Origin of the sequence: Shewanella marisflavi (assembly GCF_002215585.1) — a bacterium.
Classification (GTDB): domain Bacteria; phylum Pseudomonadota; class Gammaproteobacteria; order Enterobacterales; family Shewanellaceae; genus Shewanella; species Shewanella marisflavi.
Genome location: NZ_CP022272.1, coordinates 3,424,855 through 3,443,396, shown reverse-complemented (window position 1 = coordinate 3,443,396; position 18,542 = coordinate 3,424,855). Strand labels below are relative to the sequence as shown.

20 protein-coding genes are annotated in these 18,542 nt (G+C 48.9%); 11 read left to right on the top strand and 9 right to left on the bottom strand.

The window, feature by feature from the left end; genetic code table 11:
• Nucleotides 1-116 precede the first annotated feature (116 nt).
• The 3 genes from CFF01_RS15195 (at nt 117) to CFF01_RS15185 (ending at nt 3,897) form a co-directional block, all read left to right on the top strand.
• Nucleotides 117-1,748: an ABC transporter permease gene (locus CFF01_RS15195; protein WP_033537945.1), complete on the top strand. Its 1,632-nt coding sequence runs from the start codon at nt 117-119 to the stop codon at nt 1,746-1,748.
• A gap of 1 nt (nt 1,749) precedes the next feature.
• Nucleotides 1,750-2,778 (top strand): ABC transporter ATP-binding protein, encoded by a 1,029-nt coding sequence (locus CFF01_RS15190; protein ID WP_033537946.1) that lies wholly within the window; start codon nt 1,750-1,752, stop codon nt 2,776-2,778.
• 174 nt (nt 2,779-2,952) lie between these two features.
• A complete protein-coding gene (locus CFF01_RS15185) occupies nt 2,953-3,897 on the top strand; it encodes a Dyp-type peroxidase (RefSeq protein WP_088905354.1) in 945 nt (314 codons plus the stop codon).
• 67 nt (nt 3,898-3,964) lie between these two features.
• Here the strand turns inward: CFF01_RS15185 and CFF01_RS15180 are convergent, their stop codons facing one another.
• Nucleotides 3,965-4,423 (bottom strand): cupin domain-containing protein, encoded by a 459-nt coding sequence (locus tag CFF01_RS15180; RefSeq protein ID WP_088905353.1) that lies wholly within the window; start codon nt 4,421-4,423, stop codon nt 3,965-3,967.
• A 139-nt stretch (nt 4,424-4,562) separates the two neighbouring features.
• On the bottom strand, nt 4,563-5,033 hold the full coding sequence (gene argR, locus CFF01_RS15175; protein ID WP_033537949.1) for a transcriptional regulator ArgR: 471 nt from the start codon (nt 5,031-5,033) through the stop codon (nt 4,563-4,565).
• Between the two features lie 309 nt (nt 5,034-5,342).
• On the opposite strand from argR, the gene mdh reads away from it, so the two are divergent.
• Nucleotides 5,343-6,278 carry a malate dehydrogenase gene (gene mdh / locus CFF01_RS15170; RefSeq protein WP_033537950.1) on the top strand — a complete coding sequence of 312 codons (936 nt, stop codon included), beginning with the start codon at nt 5,343-5,345 and terminating at the stop codon, nt 6,276-6,278.
• 108 nt (nt 6,279-6,386) lie between these two features.
• On the opposite strand, the gene ispB is transcribed toward mdh, so the two are convergent.
• Nucleotides 6,387-7,358, bottom strand: coding sequence for an octaprenyl diphosphate synthase (gene ispB, locus CFF01_RS15165; RefSeq protein WP_033537951.1), 972 nt, complete (start codon nt 7,356-7,358; stop codon nt 6,387-6,389).
• A 275-nt stretch (nt 7,359-7,633) separates the two neighbouring features.
• Between ispB and rplU the strand changes: the two genes are divergently transcribed.
• From rplU to CFF01_RS15130, 7 genes are all read left to right on the top strand, one after another.
• Entirely contained in the window at nt 7,634-7,945 is a 312-nt protein-coding gene (rplU, locus tag CFF01_RS15160; protein ID WP_033537952.1) for a 50S ribosomal protein L21, read from the top strand.
• A 15-nt stretch (nt 7,946-7,960) separates the two neighbouring features.
• Nucleotides 7,961-8,215: a 50S ribosomal protein L27 gene (gene rpmA, locus CFF01_RS15155; protein ID WP_033537953.1), complete on the top strand. Its 255-nt coding sequence runs from the start codon at nt 7,961-7,963 to the stop codon at nt 8,213-8,215.
• Nucleotides 8,216-8,434: 219 nt separating this feature from the next.
• Nucleotides 8,435-9,598: an Obg family GTPase CgtA gene (gene cgtA, locus CFF01_RS15150; protein ID WP_033537954.1), complete on the top strand. Its 1,164-nt coding sequence runs from the start codon at nt 8,435-8,437 to the stop codon at nt 9,596-9,598.
• A 35-nt stretch (nt 9,599-9,633) separates the two neighbouring features.
• The gene (locus tag CFF01_RS15145) at nt 9,634-10,395 is read left to right on the top strand and encodes a threonine/serine exporter family protein (RefSeq protein WP_081953761.1); all 762 of its coding nucleotides are present in this window, start codon (nt 9,634-9,636) and stop codon (nt 10,393-10,395) included.
• Nucleotides 10,392-10,862, top strand: a complete 471-nt coding sequence (locus CFF01_RS15140; protein ID WP_033537956.1) for a threonine/serine exporter family protein — start codon at nt 10,392-10,394, stop codon at nt 10,860-10,862. Before CFF01_RS15145 ends, CFF01_RS15140 begins: the two co-directional genes overlap by 4 nt.
• A gap of 40 nt (nt 10,863-10,902) precedes the next feature.
• The gene (gene folA / locus CFF01_RS15135) at nt 10,903-11,385 is read left to right on the top strand and encodes a type 3 dihydrofolate reductase (RefSeq protein ID WP_088905352.1); all 483 of its coding nucleotides are present in this window, start codon (nt 10,903-10,905) and stop codon (nt 11,383-11,385) included.
• 86 nt (nt 11,386-11,471) lie between these two features.
• Nucleotides 11,472-11,864: a DUF3718 domain-containing protein gene (locus tag CFF01_RS15130; RefSeq protein ID WP_033537958.1), complete on the top strand. Its 393-nt coding sequence runs from the start codon at nt 11,472-11,474 to the stop codon at nt 11,862-11,864.
• Between the two features lie 72 nt (nt 11,865-11,936).
• On the opposite strand, the gene CFF01_RS15125 is transcribed toward CFF01_RS15130, so the two are convergent.
• From CFF01_RS15125 to surA, 6 genes are all read right to left on the bottom strand, one after another.
• Complete coding sequence (locus tag CFF01_RS15125; protein WP_088905351.1) at nt 11,937-13,961, bottom strand: methyl-accepting chemotaxis protein; 2,025 nt, start codon at nt 13,959-13,961, stop codon at nt 11,937-11,939.
• A gap of 103 nt (nt 13,962-14,064) precedes the next feature.
• Nucleotides 14,065-14,889 carry a symmetrical bis(5'-nucleosyl)-tetraphosphatase gene (locus CFF01_RS15120; protein ID WP_088905350.1) on the bottom strand — a complete coding sequence of 275 codons (825 nt, stop codon included), beginning with the start codon at nt 14,887-14,889 and terminating at the stop codon, nt 14,065-14,067.
• Between the two features lie 25 nt (nt 14,890-14,914).
• Complete coding sequence (gene apaG, locus CFF01_RS15115; RefSeq protein WP_033537961.1) at nt 14,915-15,295, bottom strand: Co2+/Mg2+ efflux protein ApaG; 381 nt, start codon at nt 15,293-15,295, stop codon at nt 14,915-14,917.
• Between the two features lie 51 nt (nt 15,296-15,346).
• Nucleotides 15,347-16,156, bottom strand: a complete 810-nt coding sequence (gene rsmA / locus CFF01_RS15110) for a 16S rRNA (adenine(1518)-N(6)/adenine(1519)-N(6))-dimethyltransferase RsmA (RefSeq protein WP_088905349.1) — start codon at nt 16,154-16,156, stop codon at nt 15,347-15,349.
• Nucleotides 16,157-16,158: 2 nt separating this feature from the next.
• Entirely contained in the window at nt 16,159-17,157 is a 999-nt protein-coding gene (gene pdxA, locus CFF01_RS15105) for a 4-hydroxythreonine-4-phosphate dehydrogenase PdxA (RefSeq protein WP_088905348.1), read from the bottom strand.
• Nucleotides 17,158-17,162: 5 nt separating this feature from the next.
• A complete protein-coding gene (gene surA / locus CFF01_RS15100) occupies nt 17,163-18,467 on the bottom strand; it encodes a peptidylprolyl isomerase SurA (protein ID WP_088905347.1) in 1,305 nt (434 codons plus the stop codon).
• Between the last annotated feature and the right edge of the window lie 75 nt (nt 18,468-18,542).

Sequence of the window (18,542 nt, the reverse complement as noted above, 5' to 3'; positions counted from 1 at the left end):
GGAAGGCTTTGTTGTTTTTGCCCTAAGTCGCTTTTACTAAGTAATAATCGTTCGTCTTTAAGCTTAAATTTAAGTTGGTCAATGATAATGACCTCCCTTTTTTATTGAGGCTCTATATGATTTTAGGCTTTCCCAAAAGCTGGTCGACTATCAGTTATCTGACGGCGATCTGCTTTGTCTTACCGTTAGCCGCTATCTGTATTCAGGCGCTGGTTCCCGACGAGGCCGTGTTTGGCCATCTGATGCAGACGGTATTACCCACTTATCTCTTTAATACCTTAGGGTTAATGTTCTTGGTGAGTTTGGGAGCCTTGCTGTTAGCCGTGCCCGCCGCTTGGTGTGTGGCCCGCTGCGAATTTCCGGGTCGTGCCTGGTTTCAATGGGGTCTGCTCTTGCCTCTGGCTATGCCTGCCTACGTCGTGGCCTATGTCTATACGGATCTGCTTGATTACGCCGGTCCAGTGCAGTCTTGGCTGAGAGAGTTTTATGGCTGGCAATCACAGATGGATTACTATTTTCCTGATGTGCGTACCTTAGGTGGGGCCTCCTTGATACTTGCCTTGGTGCTTTTTCCCTATATTTATCTTCTGGCGCGAACCGCCTTTATGGAGCAGTCTCCCAGTCTGCTGCATGCGTCACGGGTCATGGGAGCGAGCCCCTGGCGCAGTTTTTGGCGTCTGAATTTGCCGATGGCCAGACCAGCATTGGCCGTTGGTGCAGCTTTGGTGGCGATGGAAACGGCGGCAGATTTTGCTACGGTAAGCTATTTTGCTGTGCCCACCTTAACCACGGCGGTCTACGATACCTGGTTAGGCTATGGTAGCTTGGCGGCGGCCGCAAAACTGTCGGCCATGATCTTGCTTGTCGTATTTTGCCTGATTGGCGTTGAACGATTTGCCCGGCGCAAGCAGCAACTGTTTCAAAAGCAGACCCCCATTTCTACCCATGACAGATATCAGCTGAAACCTGGCGCAGCTTGGTTGGCCTTTGGGTATTGCGCGATTTTGCTGCTGTTTGCTTTTGGGATCCCCATGTGGGTGCTGCTTGGTTATGCCTGGGACTACTTTAGTGTCAGCTGGAATGATGATTTTTGGCAATATAGCCTGAATAGTTTGCTCATCGCCTTAGTGGTCAGTCTGCTAACGGTTATCGTGGCTTTATTGTTGATGTTTGTAAGACGCTGTAGCCCCAGAACTATTGATATTTTGCCCTCACGCCTCGCCTCAACCGGGTATGCGTTGCCTGGGACTGTTTTGGCCATTGGTGTCTTGGTTCCACTGACCTATCTGGATTTTGCCGTCAATGACCTCTATCGCTATTTTGGGGTCATGGGGCCTGGCCTTATTTTCAGTGGTACGCTATTTGTTTTAATTTTTGCCTTCGCCATTCGTTTTGCTGCCATTGCAATTGGTAGTATTGAGAACAGCTATAAACACATTAATCCCTCTTTAGATATGGCCTCTGTGACCATGGGGGTTAGGCCTGCGTCTATTCTATCTCGGGTACACTTACCGCTGCTGCGTAGTGGTATATTTGCCGCTATCTTATTGGTGTTTATCGAATGTATGAAAGAGCTGCCTGCAGCACTTCTGCTCAGGCCGGTGGGATTTGAAAATCTGGCGACCTATGTCTATCAGTTCGTATCTGATGAACAGTTGGAGCATGGGGCGTTGGGCGCTATCGTTATCGTCTTAGTGGGACTTATTCCGCTTATCTATCTTAATCGCTCGCTGGAGCAAGGGAAGTAATATGTCGACACTCTCCATCGAGAACCTACATAGTGACTATCAAGGGCAGCTTATTCTGCGCGGGTTGGATCTGGTGTTACGCCAAGGGGAAATCGCCGCCTTACTCGGTCCCAGTGGCTGCGGCAAGACCACTTTGCTTAAAGCGATTGCGGGTTTACAACCCATAAGCCAAGGCTCGATAAGTATTAACGGCAGGTTGTTGTCAGGGCCGGGGGTATTTGTGCCGAGCGAAAGGCGCGAGGTTGGCATGATCTTTCAAGATTATGCTCTGTTTCCTCACCTGACGGTGGCCGATAACATTTTGTTTGGTGTGAAAGGGCTTGATGGCGCCAAGAGACAGGCGCGATTGGACGAGATGCTCGCCTTGGTCAAGCTAGAAGGGTTGGCGGGGCGCTATCCCCATGAGCTTTCCGGCGGTCAGCAGCAAAGGGTGTCGATTGCCAGGGCTTTGGCCTATGAACCTGAGCTACTATTACTCGACGAGCCCTTTTCGAATATTGATGCCAAGGTGCGGGGCGAGATGATGTTGGAGATCAGGGAGATCTTAAAGCAGCGTAATGTGAGCGCCGTTTTTGTTACCCATAGCAAGGATGAGGCCTTTGTGTTTGCCGACAAGCTGGCGCTCTTTAAAGAGGGACGCATTGTTCAGTATGGCTGCGCCGAGGAGCTCTATAGTGCGCCGACAGATAAATATGTGGCTGAATTTCTTGGCCAGGTGAACTATCTTGGCTGCGAAGTCGAATCGACCGATGCCCTGCAGACACAGTTAGGTTTGATTCAAAGTAGCAGTGCTTTATCTCAAGGGGTTGGCTATCGCGGAGAGCTGTTATTGCGCCCCGAGCAACTGCAAATGAGAGAAGATGAACAGGGCGGGGGCACAGTGATTGCCCGGCGTTTTCTGGGTAATGTTTGCCATTACCGGGTGTTAATTGGTGAGAAGATACTTGAGGTACGTTCCGCTTTGCATGGTTTCACCCCAGGGCAGCGTGTGGCATTATCGGTTGAGCCCCATCCTGTGGTCCTGTTTTAAGCCTGATTGATATAACACTTTTGCAACCGACTATGGTTGCGGGCATTAAAAAAAGTTAATCTACCCACTTAACGACGTTTCGCTTTAACGGTTTGTGGGTTGTGTAATACTAATTATCGCTAAAGTTTCGGATAATATTGCCGAAATTGAGACTGACGAAAGGTAGGTTTATTTATGGATAATCTGGTTATGCCACGTGAACAACTGGGTGTGTGTGCCGAAGGAAATTTACATAGTGTGTATTTGATGTTCAACGCTAATGACGGTGTCGAATCTCAACTTCGTCCCTGTGTCGCCAATGTTGCTCAATATATCTATGAATTAGCCGACCAATATGCCGACAGTACCTTTAACGGTTTCGTCGCTATTGGCGCGAACTATTGGGACAGTCTCTATCCGGTGCAGCGCCCCAAGCAGTTAAAGCCTTTTCCCGCTATGCACGCCGATAACCGCGATGCGCCGGCCCATGAATATGATCTCTTTGTGCATTTGCGCTGTGACCGTTATGACATCTTGCACCTGGTGGCGAACGAGGTTTGCCAGATGTTTGAAGACTTAGTTGAGCTGGTGGATGAGGAGCGGGGCTTCCAGTTTATGGACACCCGGGATCTGACTGGATTCGTTGATGGTACCGAAAACCCCAAGGGACGTCACCGTCAGGACGTGGCCTTAGTGGGTGATGAAGATGAGGTGTTTCGCGGTGGTAGTTACGTCCATGTGCAGAAGTTTGCGCATAACCTGAGCAAATGGAATCGACTGCCACAGAAGAAACAGGAAGATATTTTTGGTCGCACTAAGATAGACAATATCGAGTACGCCTCTGAAGATAAGCCGCTCACCAGTCATACCAAACGTGTGAACCTGAAAGATGTCGATGGAAATTCGATGGAGATCTTACGTCAGAGCATGCCATACGGCTCGATGAAAGAGCAGGGGCTGATGTTTATTTCTGTCTGTAACAATTCGGTGCATTTTGAGAAGATGCTGCACAGCATGATCCATGGCGACGGAGAAGGGAATCACGATCACCTAATGCATTTCACTCAGGCGTTGACCGGTTCGGCATTCTTTGCCCCCTCGCTGGATTTCATGGAGCGAGAAGCTGATTTAGAGGGCTAACGCCGCGAAGTCGAGTCAATAAAAAACACACCTTAAGGTGTGTTTTTTTATGCCAGATAGAAGTGGATTAGTGGTCGGGATCCCAATAGTTGGTGGGCCGCTTGGCGTAGATCTCGTCGATAGATCTTACCTGTACTTTATTGTGTTCTGGGTACACTACAACATCATGGGGATCTCTGTTACCCAATACCAAGAAGAGAAAATCGGCATCGGACTCATTCTTTAATGTATGCGATACCCCAGAGTTGGCAGTAAAACAGATATAGTCGCCCTGTTTGAAGTCATGTGGCTCACCATTAATAAACAGGGTTGCTTCGCCTTGTAATGCGTAGAGGTGTTCCTCTTCCTTGGTGTGATAATGGGCGACAGAGGAGATCTTGCCTGGTTCAAGGCGCTCCATGGTGACACCTATCTGTCGACAGCCAGCGGCATCGCCGATATGTTTTTGATGACTGGCGTATTGATTTGAGTGTTGCCAAGATTCCCAGCAGAGGTTGTCGATATTAATTATCTTATTGTTATTCATCTCGGGTCCTTAACCATCAGGTGATAGAGGGGATGGTTCTGGCTCAGTGTATCCTATCTGATATACAATATTCAATTTGGTCGCAAACAAAAAAAAGACACTCAGAGGTGTCTTTTTTTTTAGCCTATTTTAGCTGCGATTAATCTGCGTAGTTAAATAGTGATTTGACAGTGTCTAGGGTCTTGTCCACTTCCTGAATATTCGATGGACAGATAAAGATGGTGTCATCACCGGCAATGGTACCCAAAATACCTTCGGGCTTACCTATTGAGTCCAGCAATCTCGCGATAAGCTGAGCTGCTCCAGGACTGGTTCTGACGACGATCATAGATTGATTATGGTCTACATCCAGGACTAAGTTTTTCAGTGGGCTGCCCGCCGTCGGAACTCCGAGCTCGGCCGGTAAGCAGTAGACCATCTCTTGTTTGGCGTTGCGAGTACGCACTGCGCCAAACTTGCTCAACATACGTGAGACTTTGGATTGGTTAATATTGTTATAGCCCTCGGCTTGCAGGGCATTCACTATCTCACTCTGGGAGCCAAAGCGCTCCTCTTTCAAGATAGCCTTAAAGGTCTTTACAAGTTCGTCTTGATTTTTATTGGCTTGCATATCGAATTATTCTTATATTCAAAAAACTGGCTCATTGTGAATATTTTTGCGCCGTTAGTCAAGTGTTATTCGGATTGTGTGAATAAAAATTCAGATTCTACTTGGTGTGTGGTTTGGGCGGGGGAGTGGAGCTAAGTGCGGCCACTATATCGCAAAAGGGGCGTAAATGGCAGCTTGCAACGATAAAATGAAATTATCTGGCCACACGACTAAGGGATAATTGAATTTTTACCGTGATTCCAGTAATGTTGCGCCATCGGTAAATCTAGATCTATATCACATAATATCCAAGAATTAACGGAGATAACTATGAAAGTTGCTGTACTTGGTGCCGCCGGTGGTATTGGCCAGGCTCTTGCCCTACTACTTAAAACTCAATTGCCTGCCGGTTCAAAACTATCCCTTTATGATATAGCACCAGTTACTCCTGGTGTTGCTGTAGACTTAAGCCATATCCCTACCGCTGTTGAAGTTAAAGGTTTTGCGGGTGAAGATCCAACGCCAGCGTTAGAAGGTGCCGATGTGGTACTTATCTCTGCAGGTGTTGCACGTAAGCCTGGTATGGATCGCTCAGATCTATTTAACATCAATGCGGGTATCGTAAGAAACCTGGTTGAGAAGTGCGCAGCAACTTGTCCTAAGGCGCTGATTGGTATTATCACTAACCCAGTGAACACTACAGTGGCTATTGCTGCTGAGGTGTTAAAAGCGGCGGGTGTTTACGATAAGAACCGTCTGTTCGGTGTGACGACACTTGATGTTATCCGTTCTGAAACTTTCGTTGCCGAAGCGAAAGGTCTGAATGTTGCTGACGTTAAAGTTAACGTTATCGGTGGCCACAGTGGCGTGACTATTCTGCCTCTGCTATCTCAAGTTGAAGGCGTAAGCTTCTCTGATGAAGAAGTGGCAGCACTAACTACTCGTATCCAGAACGCAGGTACCGAAGTGGTTGAAGCTAAAGCCGGTGGCGGCAGCGCGACCCTTTCTATGGGTCAAGCGGCTTGTCGTTTCGGTCTGTCACTGGTTCGTGGCCTACAGGGCGAAGCGAACGTGGTGGAATGTGCCTATGTTGATGGTGGCAGTGAACATGCCGAGTTCTTCGCACAACCAGTACTTCTGGGTAAGAACGGTGTTGAGCAAGTACTTGCTTATGGTGAAGTGAGCGAGTTTGAAGCTAACGCTCGTGACGCTATGCTAGATACACTGAAAGCCGATATCACTCTGGGTGTCGACTTCGTTAAGTAAGACGCAGTGTGAGTAAGGTTTAGTCCTGAATAAAAAATGGAGCCAATTGGCTCCATTTTTTTATGTGTGATGTTATCGACGCACCGCAAGCTTGAAGACTTGCTCTAATTAGTGATTGCGCGCGACAGCGATTTTAGCAAGCGATATCAGAGCCTGCTTGTAGTCGCTATCAGGAATAATGTCTAAGGCGCGTATCGCTTTCTCAGCCTCTTCCTGAGCCCTTTTCTCTGTATAGTTAAGGGCACCACACTCTTGTAGTGCATTTAGTATGGTTTCTATGTGTCCTGTACCGTCGCCTTGTTCGATCGCATCGCGGATCAATTGGCGTTCGACCTCATTTCCATTGGCGATGGCGTAGATCAGTGGCAGAGTAGGTTTACCCTCGGCTAAGTCATCACCTATGTTTTTGCCCAGCTCTTCGGTGTCGGCAGTATAGTCGAGTAGGTCGTCGGTAAGCTGAAAGGCTGTGCCTAAGTATTTACCATAGTCGGCAAGGGCGGTTTGCACCTCTATGCTGCTATCGGCCAGTACGCCAGCGAGACGTGTGGCTGCCTCGAATAGTTTGGCGGTCTTGCAATAGATCACCCGCATATAGCTTTCTTCGGTGGTGTCCGGATCGTTGCAGTTCATTAACTGAAGCACTTCACCTTCGGCCAATACGTTAGTGGCATCGGCGAGCACCTCAAGAACCTGCATGCTCTTAAGCTCGGTCATCATCTGAAATGAGCGGGTATAGAGGAAATCCCCTACTAATACGCTGGCGCTATTGCCAAACAGGGCATTGGCAGTTTCTCGGCCGCGTCTTAACATAGACTCATCAACTACGTCGTCATGCAGTAGAGAGGCGGTATGAATGAACTCTACGATTGCAGCCAATTTAAGATGTGCTTCGCCTTCGTAGTCGATAGCACGGGCAGCTAAGATAGAGAGCAGCGGCCGCATACGCTTGCCCCCGCCGTTGATGATGTAGAATCCGAGTTGGTTAATAAGGGCGACATCCGAATCCAACTGCTTATAAATAAGTCGGTCGACGGCTTTCATATCAGCGTCTGCCAGCTGACGAATGGCATTCAAATCCATATAATGGCTCTACTTTTAGGGTTGCGGAGTAAATCAGACAGCCCAAATTAAGGCGAAAATGTTATAATTACCAGATTCTACCTAAAAATGCCTCGCCTGACAGTAGCAGAAGAGTATTGTGCGAGTAATTCCGATCTTTTTTTGATCAAAGCGAATTAGGACTTGTCAGTCAGGCGAACTTAGCGTAAACTCCGCGACCATTGTCATTAAAGCTTTTATAGCACCCGGCCAAACAAAAAGGGTCTGCGTGCTAGAAATATCGGAGTAAAATAGCTATGTACGCTGTTTTTCAAAGTGGTGGTAAGCAACACCGTGTTGCTGAAGGCCATACTGTACGTCTAGAGAAATTAGAAGTTGCTACAGGTGAAACTATCGAATTTGACCAAGTTCTTTTGGTTGCTGATGGTGAAACTGTACACGTTGGTGCACCTTTGGTTGAAGGTGGTAAGGTTGTTGCTGAAGTTGTCAGCCATGGCCGTGGCGAAAAGGTAACTATCGTTAAGTTCCGTCGTCGTAAGCACCACGATAAGAAGATGGGCCACCGTCAGTGGTTCACCGAAGTCAAAATTACAGCTATCAACGCTTAATAAGGAGTCTGACTAATGGCACATAAAAAAGCTGGCGGTTCTACTCGTAACGGCCGCGATTCAGAAAGCAAACGTCTTGGTGTTAAGCGTTTCGGTGGTGAATCAGTTTTAGCTGGTAACATCATCGTTCGTCAACGTGGTACTAAGTTCCACGCAGGTGTTAACGTAGGTATCGGTCGTGACCATACTCTATTTGCACTATCTGACGGTAAAGTTAAGTTCGAAGTTAAAGGTCCTAACAACCGTAAGTTCGTTAGCATCGAAGCTTAATACTTAGCTCACCAAAGCTAGTTTCTAAAGCCCTGCCTCTGGTAGGGCTTTATTGTTTATGAAGAATATTTACTGGTGAAATGAGCCGAATCCTTGCTCCAGCACCAGTCCAGTATTGTCTTAGCCCCCTAGATGGCAGAGGCAGTCGCATCATTGTTTTTTGGCGGTACGATTCGATAGGCAGTATAATCGGTCTATTGTTCGGCGCCTGGAGTTGGTATGAAGTTTGTCGATGAAGCTGTGATCAGAGTTGAAGCTGGTGATGGCGGTAGTGGTTGCGTTAGTTTTCGACGCGAAAAGTATGTGCCTGATGGTGGGCCTGATGGTGGCGATGGTGGCGATGGCGGCAGTGTCTATCTGGAGGCCGACGAAAACCTTAATACTTTGATCGATTACCGTTTTGAACGTTTTCATTTTGCAGAACGTGGTCAGAATGGCCGCGGCCGTGATTGTACCGGTCATGGTGGTAAAGATCTTATCTTAAAGGTGCCAGTAGGGACCCGCGCTGTCGATGAGGAAACTCAAGAGGCGTTAGGGGATCTTAAAGCCCATGGTCAAAAGCTTTTGGTGGCCAAAGGTGGTTTCCATGGCCTAGGTAACACTCGCTTTAAGAGCAGTACTAACCGCGCGCCACGTCAAAAGACCTTAGGTACTCCTGGTGAAGTTCGCAGCTTGAGACTCGAGTTGATGCTCCTGGCTGATGTGGGCTTGCTTGGTATGCCAAACGCAGGTAAGTCGACCTTTATTCGCTCTGTGTCGCGTGCTAAGCCTAAGGTTGCCGATTATCCGTTTACCACCTTAGTGCCAAACCTAGGGGTTGTTACGCCAAGACATGGCCAGAGCTTTGTGATCGCCGATATTCCTGGATTGATCGAAGGCGCAGCCGAAGGTGCTGGCTTAGGTATTCGATTCCTTAAGCACCTCGAGCGTTGCCGTGTGCTGCTGCATATCCTGGATATCGAGCCTATCGATGGCACAGATCCGGTTGACAGTGCCAGAGCTATTGTCGGTGAGCTAGAGAAGCACTCTCCGTTGCTGGCCAGCAAGCCTCGTTGGTTGGTATTTAACAAAACCGATCTGCTACTTGAGGAAGAGATTCAAGAGCGTGTCGATCGTATTGTAAAAGAGCTGGATTGGCAGGGAGAAGTTTTCTGTATCTCGGCCTATAACCGTCAAGGCACCCAAGAATTGGCGCTCAAGCTGATGGACTTTATCGACTCACTGCCGCCAGAAGTCGAAAAAGATCCCGATGCAGAGGTCGAATTCAAGTGGGATAACTATCATCAGAAGAGTCAGGAAGTGGTCAACGAAGATTATGATGACGACTTTGACGATGATTTCGATGATGATGACTATGACGTCGAAATCATCTATCAAAGGTAAGCTCGTTAAGTTGCCACTTTCATTCTGAGAGAATTGTGTACGCCGATACTCAAAATGATATTACCCGGCAGGTCGTCCGGGTTGCTCAACTGTTACTGGCCTATGGCGCTGAGTCTGAACTCGTTGAAGAGATCAGTCAGCGTTTAGGTCAGGCATTAGGTCTCGCAAGCGTCGAGATCTCTATCTCCTCTAACTCACTCGTACTAACCAGCTTGGTGCATGGGCGTTGTATTACGACGACCAGACGGATTCGCGAACATGGTATCAACATGAGCATCATCTGCGAATTACAGCGGATCTGCCTGTTGACCGAAAAGGGGATCTACGGCCTCAATGAGGTGCGTAAGCGTGTCGCCCGTATTCAACCCAAGAGCTATCCCAAGCGCTATTTAGTGCCTATGATCGGCCTTTCCTGCGGTAGCTTTTGTCACCTGTTTGGTGGCGATACCATGGCTGTGCTGATCACCATATTAGCCTCCTCAGTGGGTATGTCGGTTCGTCTCGCTATTGCCAAGCGGCATTTTAACTTGCTGTTGAACTTTGCTGTTACCGCCTTTGTCACCACACTGGTGGCGCAGATGGGGTATCACCTGCATCTGACTGATACGCCCAAGTTGCCCATGGCTGCCAGCGTGCTGATGTTGGTCCCAGGCTTTCCTATGATCAACGCCATTTCTGATATGGTGAAGGGACACCTGAATGTTGGGATCTCTCGTTGGGGACATGCCACTCTGTTAACCGTGTCATCGGTTATTGGGATCACCATAGCCATGCAGTTAGGAGGACTCTTCCTATGATGGATCTGCTCATTAAGCTGCTAAATGATGCTCTGTTCTCTGCGGTGCCAGCAGTGGGGTTCGCCATGGTATTCAATGTGCCGAGACGGTTCTTACCCTATTGCGCGCTTGCCGGTTCCCTAGGACATAGTCTGCGTACCTTGCTAATGCATTTTGGTATGCCGATAGAGTGGGGCACTTTTGTGGCCGCAGCCTTGGTTGGCGTATTAACCATAGGTTTCGCGAAGAGACATCTTGCCCCACCGCTCATGTATGCGGTTGCGGCGATCATCCCGATGATCCCTGGCACTTATGCCTACAATACGGTTATTGCTTTGGTTCAGTTGACGGCTATGTCTGAGGTGAGTCCAGAACTGACTGCCGAAGTGATCAGTAATGGTTTGAAGACTATCTTCATTTTAGGCGCACTGTCAGTGGGATTGGCTATGCCCAGTTTGCTCTATTTTCGTACCCGTTCAGTGATCTAATTCTTAATTAATGAAACGGCAATAGACCGTTGGAGAGCCCATGAAAATTGCAATGATCGCCGCGATGGCGAATAACCGGGTTATCGGTAAAGATAATCAGATGCCTTGGCATCTACCGGAAGATCTGCGCCATTTTAAGCAGATGACCTTAGGTAAGCCGGTCGTGATGGGCCGTAAGACCTTCGAGTCCATCGGTCGACCATTGCCGGGTCGCCACAATATCGTGGTCAGCCGTCAGGCAGATTTGGTGATTGAAGGCGTAACCTGTGTGACCTCTTTTGAACAGGCTAAGGAGGTCGTTAAAGGCTGTGATGAGTTGGTGGTGATAGGTGGTGGCCAGCTGTATGCCGAGCTTCTGCCTCAAGCTGATATTCTCTATTTAACCGAAATTAATCTCGACGTTGCTGGTGATACCCACTTTCCCGAGTGGGACGATGGCAGTTGGCGGCTTCTTCAGAGTGAATCTCACATAAATGATAAAGGTTTGGAATATCGCTTTATCAATTTGGTAAAAAAATGTTAACTTATGGTGTTACCCCGAGTTGTCTTTAAGCTATCGGATTAGCGATAGCCTATTGAAAAAAATAATAAATATTATAGGAGTACCCGATGCGTTTTTTACCGACTACGTTAGCTGTAGTGATTGCAGCGTCTGTATATACCGTTCCGGCACCTGTACAAGCTAATGATCAACTTGTTGCAAATATCTGTAACTATGTTCAGGCTGATGACAAAAACCGTTTACGCAAAAAATTGAAAGAAGCCCGTGTAAAGTTACGAAACGTTTATGAAGGTGTGGCCTGTGAAGGTGATAGCCTATTACGTTTCGCCATGAAGAGCGGCGCCAATGACGTGGGTGAGTTTATGGCTAAGCGACTCTCTACCGAAGATTTAAGTGTTAAGGAAGCCGATGGTATGACAGTTGTCGAATGGGCCGAGGGTAACGGCCATGGCGGCAGTCCAATTACCGCTGCAATCAAGGAACGTCTTGCTGGTAACTAATCGTTAGAAGACTTTTCAGTTAGCCATAAAAAAACCGGACTCAAGTCCGGTTTTTTTATGGCTGCTCGGTGATTAAACCTTAAACTCACCTACAGAAGCCTGCAGCTCTTCGGCCAGCTGAGCCACCTGATGACTCGATTGAGCCGTTTGATCGGCGCCTGTGGCTGTCTCTTCAGAGATGGCGGCAATATGTTCGAGCTTCTCAGACACCTGCTGACTAACCAGGTTCTGTTCTTGAGCCGCATTAGCGATATGAGTGCCTGAGTCATGGGCGAAATGTACCGCATTGCTGATGCTTTCCAGGGCCTCATTAGCCTGCTCAGTCTTCTCGACACAGCTATTGGCTTGTTGACGTCCCAGCTCCATTACAGAGACCGCTTCTTGTGTGCCCTGTTGTAGCACCTGGATCATCTGCTGGATCTCTTGGGTAGAGTCTTGTGTGCGTGATGCCAGGCTGCGCACTTCATCGGCGACCACGGCAAAACCACGACCTTGCTCACCCGCTCTGGCGGCTTCAATAGCGGCGTTTAAGGCTAGCAGGTTGGTTTGTTCGGCAATGCCACGGATCACATCGAGGATAGAGCCGATAGAGGCGCTGTCTGAATGCACTTTATTGATCACTTGCCCCGCCTTCGAGACTTCGTCTGCTAAGGCGAGTATGGTGCGTTTATTCTCATCGGCGATGGCGCGCATGTGTTGGGCTTCTTCATCTGCCTGCCTAATCTGATTCAGAGCCTCATCGGCGCTGGTGCTCACCTGCATAGCACTCGAACTAAGCTGGGTGGTAGCTGTGGCGACTTGATCCACTTGGTTCTTCTGCTCCTGAATACCCGCCGTCGTTTGAGCCGTGATGGCTGAGGTTTCCTCAGCTGCGGCGGCCAGTTGGTTTGAGCGATCTAAAATGCCCTGGATCAGGGTGCGCAGGCTATCTACCAGTCGGTTACAGTTGCGAGAAAGTTCGGCAAATTCATCATGACCGCTATCGTCGAGCTTATGAGTCAAATTCCCAGAGGCCAGGATGTTGAGGGCATTATTTACTTTATCGAGCGAATGCTTGAGCGGACGGATAACGGCGATACTCACCAGTACGGCGACGACTATGGCGATTAATACCAGCGCCAGGGTCTGATAACTGGCGCTATCGACTTTTTCGATCGCCTTGACACTGACTTCCTGTGAGGTCGACTCAATGGCTTTATTCAAGCTAGCCATGCTTTGATTGACCGCTGTGGCGTCAGACTCAACCCTGGTAAGGAGTTGACCGGCCTGCAGGTTGAAATCCAGCTGCTGGCCTTTACGTTTAAGGAGCGATTGCGGACCGTTAAGCATGGCAAAAACCTTACCCGCCTCGGTATTGATATTGTCCAGGATCTCTTGGTCGATAACGCCTTCCCAATGACGCTCAACGTATTCGAGTTTGTTTTGGGCTTCGCTGATGATGTAGTCAAGTTCCTTGAGAATCGTGTCGTACTTGGACTTTTCTTTACTATTGACTAGGTCATAGCTGCTGGTGATCAGGTTGCTGAAGCTGTTGTCTATGTTGCTGGCTGTCGCGGCAATCTCCCTGTCTGTGGGATCTTCGCTTGTCTCCAGATCGATAAGATCAAGTAGGAGGGAGGCGGTATCATCAGCGGCGACTTCAAGGTTATCCAGGTCATCTATCAGAGACTCTTGAGTGTGCAGTGACTGCTCGCGAGCCTGCATCATTTTGAGGCTGTTGTCGGTAAAGGTTTGGTAGCTGGATCTTAGTGTCTTGATCTGATTCCCTAAGTTGGCTTCGTGTCCCTGAATAATGCGATTAAGCTGATCTAACTCACTCAGAAAACCTTTACTAAAGGTGGTAAATTGATTGCGAACTTGAGGGAGTTCTTTGGATTGCTTGCTATGGAAAGCCACTAGGAGTTGCTTCTCCTGTAGGGCAAGGTTTTGAGTCAGGCCATTGCTACTCTTTAGCGCTGGTAGGCTCAGGTCTTGCAAAACAAGGGTGCTACTCTTGATGCTGTCGTTGGTGACCAGTGACGCCACTCCTAACACGATAAGCAGTAATGTGACGACGCTAAATCCACCAATGACTCGAGTGGCGACATTCAATTTCATAGGGCACTCCGGTTTTTGTTGTTATATCCCTAATTACAAAACATATTCTCAGGGGGTGCGGGTGATGCCCGCTAGCTTTGTATCGGCCAAACTTGGTTGTAGTTTAACTCTTTTTTAACTTATTTTGGGTAATTTTTTGATTTGATTCAAGATGCCAAAGGGTTAAATATTGACCCCAGCAACAGCCAGTGTCCAGTGCATGCAGGCCTATCTGGTCGACCTGGCCCATTAGTGCGGCCCAGTGGCCGAAGACCAAAGTATGTTTTTCCATGGCCAAGCTTGGCTGCTTATACCAAGGGATAAGACCTACTTCCTCTCCCTGTGCTGGCGGCAGCTTACAATCAAAGTCTAATCGACCATCGGGATAAAGAAAACGCATGCGTGTCAGGGCATTGATGGTATACACCCAGCGTGTCAGCCCCTGAGCATCTGGCTGCCAATGGCTAGATTCGTTGGTGTACATCTTGCTAATAAGGCAGTCGACATAGTCATCGCGGCTGAGAACTTGCTGAACCTGGCGAGACTCTTCTATTGCGGTTGCGGCGTCCCATTGTGGCGGTATTCCCGCGTGGGCCATCAGAATGGCCTGGTCTGAATGTTCCCTGACCAAAGGCTGTAGCCTTAGCCAATCGATCAGCTGGGCTATATCCGGGGCGCTCAGTAAGGCGTCGAGGTGATCTTTAGGGTTAGGGCGTTTAATCTTGCCATGCAGCGCCATAAGATGCAGGTCATGGTTACCCAGTACTGGTTTTACGGCGCCTTCTAGCCCTTTGAGGTACCTTAGGGTTTCGAGCGACTGCGTACCTCTGGCGACCATATCGCCGACCACCCAGAGCTCGTCGGTCGAGGCATTAAAAGCCACCTTGGCAAGCAGGGCCTGAAGTTCATCGAAACAGCCTTGAATGTCGCCTACGAAATATGTCGCCATGAATTACCTGTATCCTTTAGTGCGATTAATGGAGCAGGCCGGGAGCTGCAAGGCGGAAGGGGGCGATAGGGGCTTTAAAGGTTTCACCGCTTTCGGTGACCATCACGTAGTGGCCTTGCATCACGGCAAATGGCGTTTCACATACAGTGCCGCTGGTATATTGATAGGCGGTATTAGGCGCTATGGTGGGAGTTTCGCCGACAACGCCAGCTCCTTGAACCTTACTTTCATGGCCGTTGGCATCAGTGATGCTCCACATGCGGCTCTTTAAGGTCACGGGCTGATCACCTAAGTTAACTATGGTGATGGTATAGCTGAACAGGTATCTCTCTTCTTCGGGTGAAGATTGCTCTTCGATGTAGTCGGTTTTGACCTCAATTTTGATTGAGGATTCGAGTTGTTTCATTCGGATCCCTAAAGGTTAAAAAGTGGAGGTGCCAAGGCACCTCTACCTTGATTAGGCTTGTTTTTTATCTACCAGATGATTTGCCATGGCAACATATTGGGCCACAGTGATCTGCTCTGGACGCTTGCTGGCATCGATATTAAGCGTGCTGAAGTCCTCGTCGCTTAATAGCTGCTTTAGATTGTTGCGCAGTGTCTTACGACGCATATTAAAGGCCGTAGTGCACAGATGCCTTAACAGGTCTACATCCTTGCAGGGGTAAGGCTTGTTCTTGTAGGGCACGAGTCGCACAACCGCTGAATCGACCTTAGGCGGTGGTGTAAAACAGCCTGGCGGTACTTCGAGTACCGGCATGACCTGACAGAAATATTGTGCCATTACAGTGAGGCGGCCATAAGCTTTAGTGCCTGGCGCCGCTGAGAGTCTCAGTACCACCTCTTTCTGCAGCATAAAGTGCATGTTTTCAATATGATCGGCAAACTCAAACAGATGGAACATCAGCGGTGTTGAGATGTTATAGGGAAGGTTACCAAATACCTTCATCTGTTTGCCTTCTTCGACCAGCTGCATAAAGTCAAATTTCAGCGCATCCCCTTGATGGATCTCAAGCTTATCCTTGAGGAAAGGATGGGTCTGAAGGCGTTCAACCAGATCTTTATCCAGCTCAACGACTGTCAGTTTGTCTATGCTTTCGGCTACAGGTTCGGTGAGTGCCGCTAGGCCTGGGCCAATTTCAACCATCACATGATCATTGTCCGGAGCGATGGCGCCCACGATGCGGTTGATCACATTGCTGTCGGTCAAAAAGTTCTGCCCGAAACGTTTTCTAGCCGTATGGCCTAAATGTACTTTATTACTCATTACTACTCTTTAAGTGACTCATTCTTGGTGGCCAGTTCGATGGCCTTGTTTAGCGCACAGACGAAACTGCCGATATCGGCCTTGCCTGTGCCGGCCAGCTCTAATGCCGTGCCGTGATCGACCGAGGTTCGGATATAGGGCAGGCCTAAGGTGATGTTGACCGAACTGCCAAATCCTTGGGATTTTAATACTGGGAGCCCCTGATCGTGATACATGGCGAGGATCACATCGGCATCTTCCAGATACTTGGGCTGGAACAGAGTGTCCGCTGGCAGTGGGCCTACTATGTGCATGTTTTGTTCGCGCAGCTCGTTGAGTGCGGGAGTGATGACGTCTATCTCTTCCCGTCCCAGATGACCATCTTCGCCTGCGTGGGGGTTAAGGCCACAGACATAGATCTTGGGGTTGTCTATGGCAAATTTGGTCACCAGATCCTGATGCAGAATCTTGATGATCTGATGCAGGCGGTCACGGGTGATCGCCTTAGAGACATAAGCCAGTGGAATATGTGTGGTGACCAAGGCAACTTGCAGGCCTGGCGCTGCCAGTAGCATCACCACATCCTGGCAGTTAGCCTGATGGGCAAAAAACTCGGTGTGACCACTGAAAGGGATACCAGCTTGGTTGATGATCCCTTTGTGCACTGGGCCTGTAACCACGGCATCGAACTCGCCATTCATGTTCTTTTCACCGGCGTAAGCCAAGGTGTCTATGACATAACTGCTGTTCTGCTCATCGAGTTTGCCGCATACCGCATCGTTGACCAGCGGGAAGGGCACTATGGTTAAGGTACCCGCTTCTTGTGGTCTTGGAGGCTGACTAGGCTGATAAGGCCTTAGCTGAATCGGCAGGCCAATCTTTTTGGCGCGCGAGGTCAGCAATGTGGGGTCGGCACAAACAACAAGCTCAGCGGGCCAAGCGCGCTGAGCAAGTTGAATGACTAAGTCTGGGCCCACACCGGCTGGTTCTCCCGGTGTGATGGCGATGCGTTTAGTCGTCAATATGGTTAACCTCGATTAAAATCGGCATCGAATACTTCAATGTAAGCTTCTGCTCGCATTTCATCCAGCCAGTTTTGCAATTCTTCATTAAACTTACGGCGGAAGATGAGCTGATGTGCGCGATTAGTGTTAAATTTATCCGTTGCATCCGTCTTACGTTTCTCCTCTAACTGGACAATATGCCAGCCATGGCTAGAGCGAAACGGCTCACTGATCTCGTTAATCTTCAGTGCGTTAAGTGTTTGTGCAAAGGCGGGTACATAGACCGATGGGTCTGCCCAGCCCAGTTCACCGCCCTTGGTTGCAGAGCCTGGGTCTTCGCTGTACTGACGTGCTAGGCTGGCAAAGTCGGCTTCGCCTGATCTTAGCTGAGCGACAAACTTATCCAGCATCGCCTTAGCGCGCTCTTCCGACAGGATCGGTGAAGGTTTGATCAGTATATGGCGTGAACGCACTTCGTCAATTTCTTTAGTTTGCAGACCACGGGCATCCATCACCTTGATGATGTGGAAACCGGCGCCGCTACGGACTGGGCCAATAATATCTCCAGTCTTGGCGCCTACTAATAGTTCGGCAAAGAGAGTTGGCATCTCATTGACGTTCATATAATCCCAGATACCGCCTTCGAGAGCCTTAGGGCCTGACGAGGAGGCGATAGCCGTTTGTTTAAAGTCAGCATTATCTTGCAGGCGTTTGAGTACGGCATTGGCGCGGTTACTGGCAGATTCAAGCTGTTCACTGTTGGGACTGTTGGGGACTTCGATAAGAATATGGCCTATCTGGTATTCCACCTGTTGCATGCCCTGTTCTTCAATGAGTTTAACCAGGCTGTTGATCTCTTGTGGAGATACCTGAATGCGACGCTGAACCTGAATTCGCTGGATCTCACCTAGGGTGATCTCTTCACGCAGCTGTTCGCGGTACTGACTCCAACTGATACCGTCAGCTTCTAACTGCTCGCGCATCATATCTGGGGTCATTTTCTGTTCTTTGGCGATATTCTCAATGGTTTGATCCAGTTGTAGATCGCCGATGTGCAGACCAATACGGTCGGCCATCTGTAATTGTAGGCGAGTCATGATAAGGCGCTCGATCACCTGAGTGCGCAGTGCTTTATCTGAAGGCAGTGACTGGCCAGCGGCCTTTGCATTGGCTTTCACTGTCTTCAACATGTTGACGATTTCGCTTTCCAGCACTATGCCTTCGTTTATTTGTACTGTCACCCTGTCGAGAGGGACGTTTTCGGCCATCGCACCGTGGCTCATCGCCAGTGTAAGTAAAGCAAAAATCAGTTGTTTACAGGGTTTCATCCACAAAAATCCTTGGCATATTCAGGTCGGTCAACACGCACGTCGACCGACGATGTAATTCGATTATTTTGATTG

Excerpts from the sequence above, each read along its gene's own strand:
- ispB (WP_033537951.1), bottom strand. The coding sequence starts at position 7,358 with ATGGATTTGAATGCCATTCGTCAGCTGGCAGACGCTGATATGAAAGCC.
- folA (WP_088905352.1), top strand. The coding sequence starts at position 10,903 with ATGAAAATTGCAATGATCGCCGCGATGGCGAATAACCGGGTTATCGGT.
- CFF01_RS15190 (WP_033537946.1), top strand. The coding sequence starts at position 1,750 with ATGTCGACACTCTCCATCGAGAACCTACATAGTGACTATCAAGGGCAG.
- CFF01_RS15125 (WP_088905351.1), bottom strand. The coding sequence starts at position 13,961 with ATGAAATTGAATGTCGCCACTCGAGTCATTGGTGGATTTAGCGTCGTC.
- rsmA (WP_088905349.1), bottom strand. The coding sequence starts at position 16,156 with ATGAGTAATAAAGTACATTTAGGCCATACGGCTAGAAAACGTTTCGGG.
- CFF01_RS15185 (WP_088905354.1), top strand. The coding sequence starts at position 2,953 with ATGGATAATCTGGTTATGCCACGTGAACAACTGGGTGTGTGTGCCGAA.
- CFF01_RS15120 (WP_088905350.1), bottom strand. The coding sequence starts at position 14,889 with ATGGCGACATATTTCGTAGGCGACATTCAAGGCTGTTTCGATGAACTT.
- CFF01_RS15180 (WP_088905353.1), bottom strand. The coding sequence starts at position 4,423 with ATGAATAACAATAAGATAATTAATATCGACAACCTCTGCTGGGAATCT.
- cgtA (WP_033537954.1), top strand. The coding sequence starts at position 8,435 with ATGAAGTTTGTCGATGAAGCTGTGATCAGAGTTGAAGCTGGTGATGGC.
- CFF01_RS15195 (WP_033537945.1), top strand. The coding sequence starts at position 117 with ATGATTTTAGGCTTTCCCAAAAGCTGGTCGACTATCAGTTATCTGACG.
- rplU (WP_033537952.1), top strand. The coding sequence starts at position 7,634 with ATGTACGCTGTTTTTCAAAGTGGTGGTAAGCAACACCGTGTTGCTGAA.
- mdh (WP_033537950.1), top strand. The coding sequence starts at position 5,343 with ATGAAAGTTGCTGTACTTGGTGCCGCCGGTGGTATTGGCCAGGCTCTT.
- CFF01_RS15130 (WP_033537958.1), top strand. The coding sequence starts at position 11,472 with ATGCGTTTTTTACCGACTACGTTAGCTGTAGTGATTGCAGCGTCTGTA.
- CFF01_RS15140 (WP_033537956.1), top strand. The coding sequence starts at position 10,392 with ATGATGGATCTGCTCATTAAGCTGCTAAATGATGCTCTGTTCTCTGCG.
- argR (WP_033537949.1), bottom strand. The coding sequence starts at position 5,033 with ATGCAAGCCAATAAAAATCAAGACGAACTTGTAAAGACCTTTAAGGCT.
- apaG (WP_033537961.1), bottom strand. The coding sequence starts at position 15,295 with ATGAAACAACTCGAATCCTCAATCAAAATTGAGGTCAAAACCGACTAC.
- surA (WP_088905347.1), bottom strand. The coding sequence starts at position 18,467 with ATGAAACCCTGTAAACAACTGATTTTTGCTTTACTTACACTGGCGATG.
- rpmA (WP_033537953.1), top strand. The coding sequence starts at position 7,961 with ATGGCACATAAAAAAGCTGGCGGTTCTACTCGTAACGGCCGCGATTCA.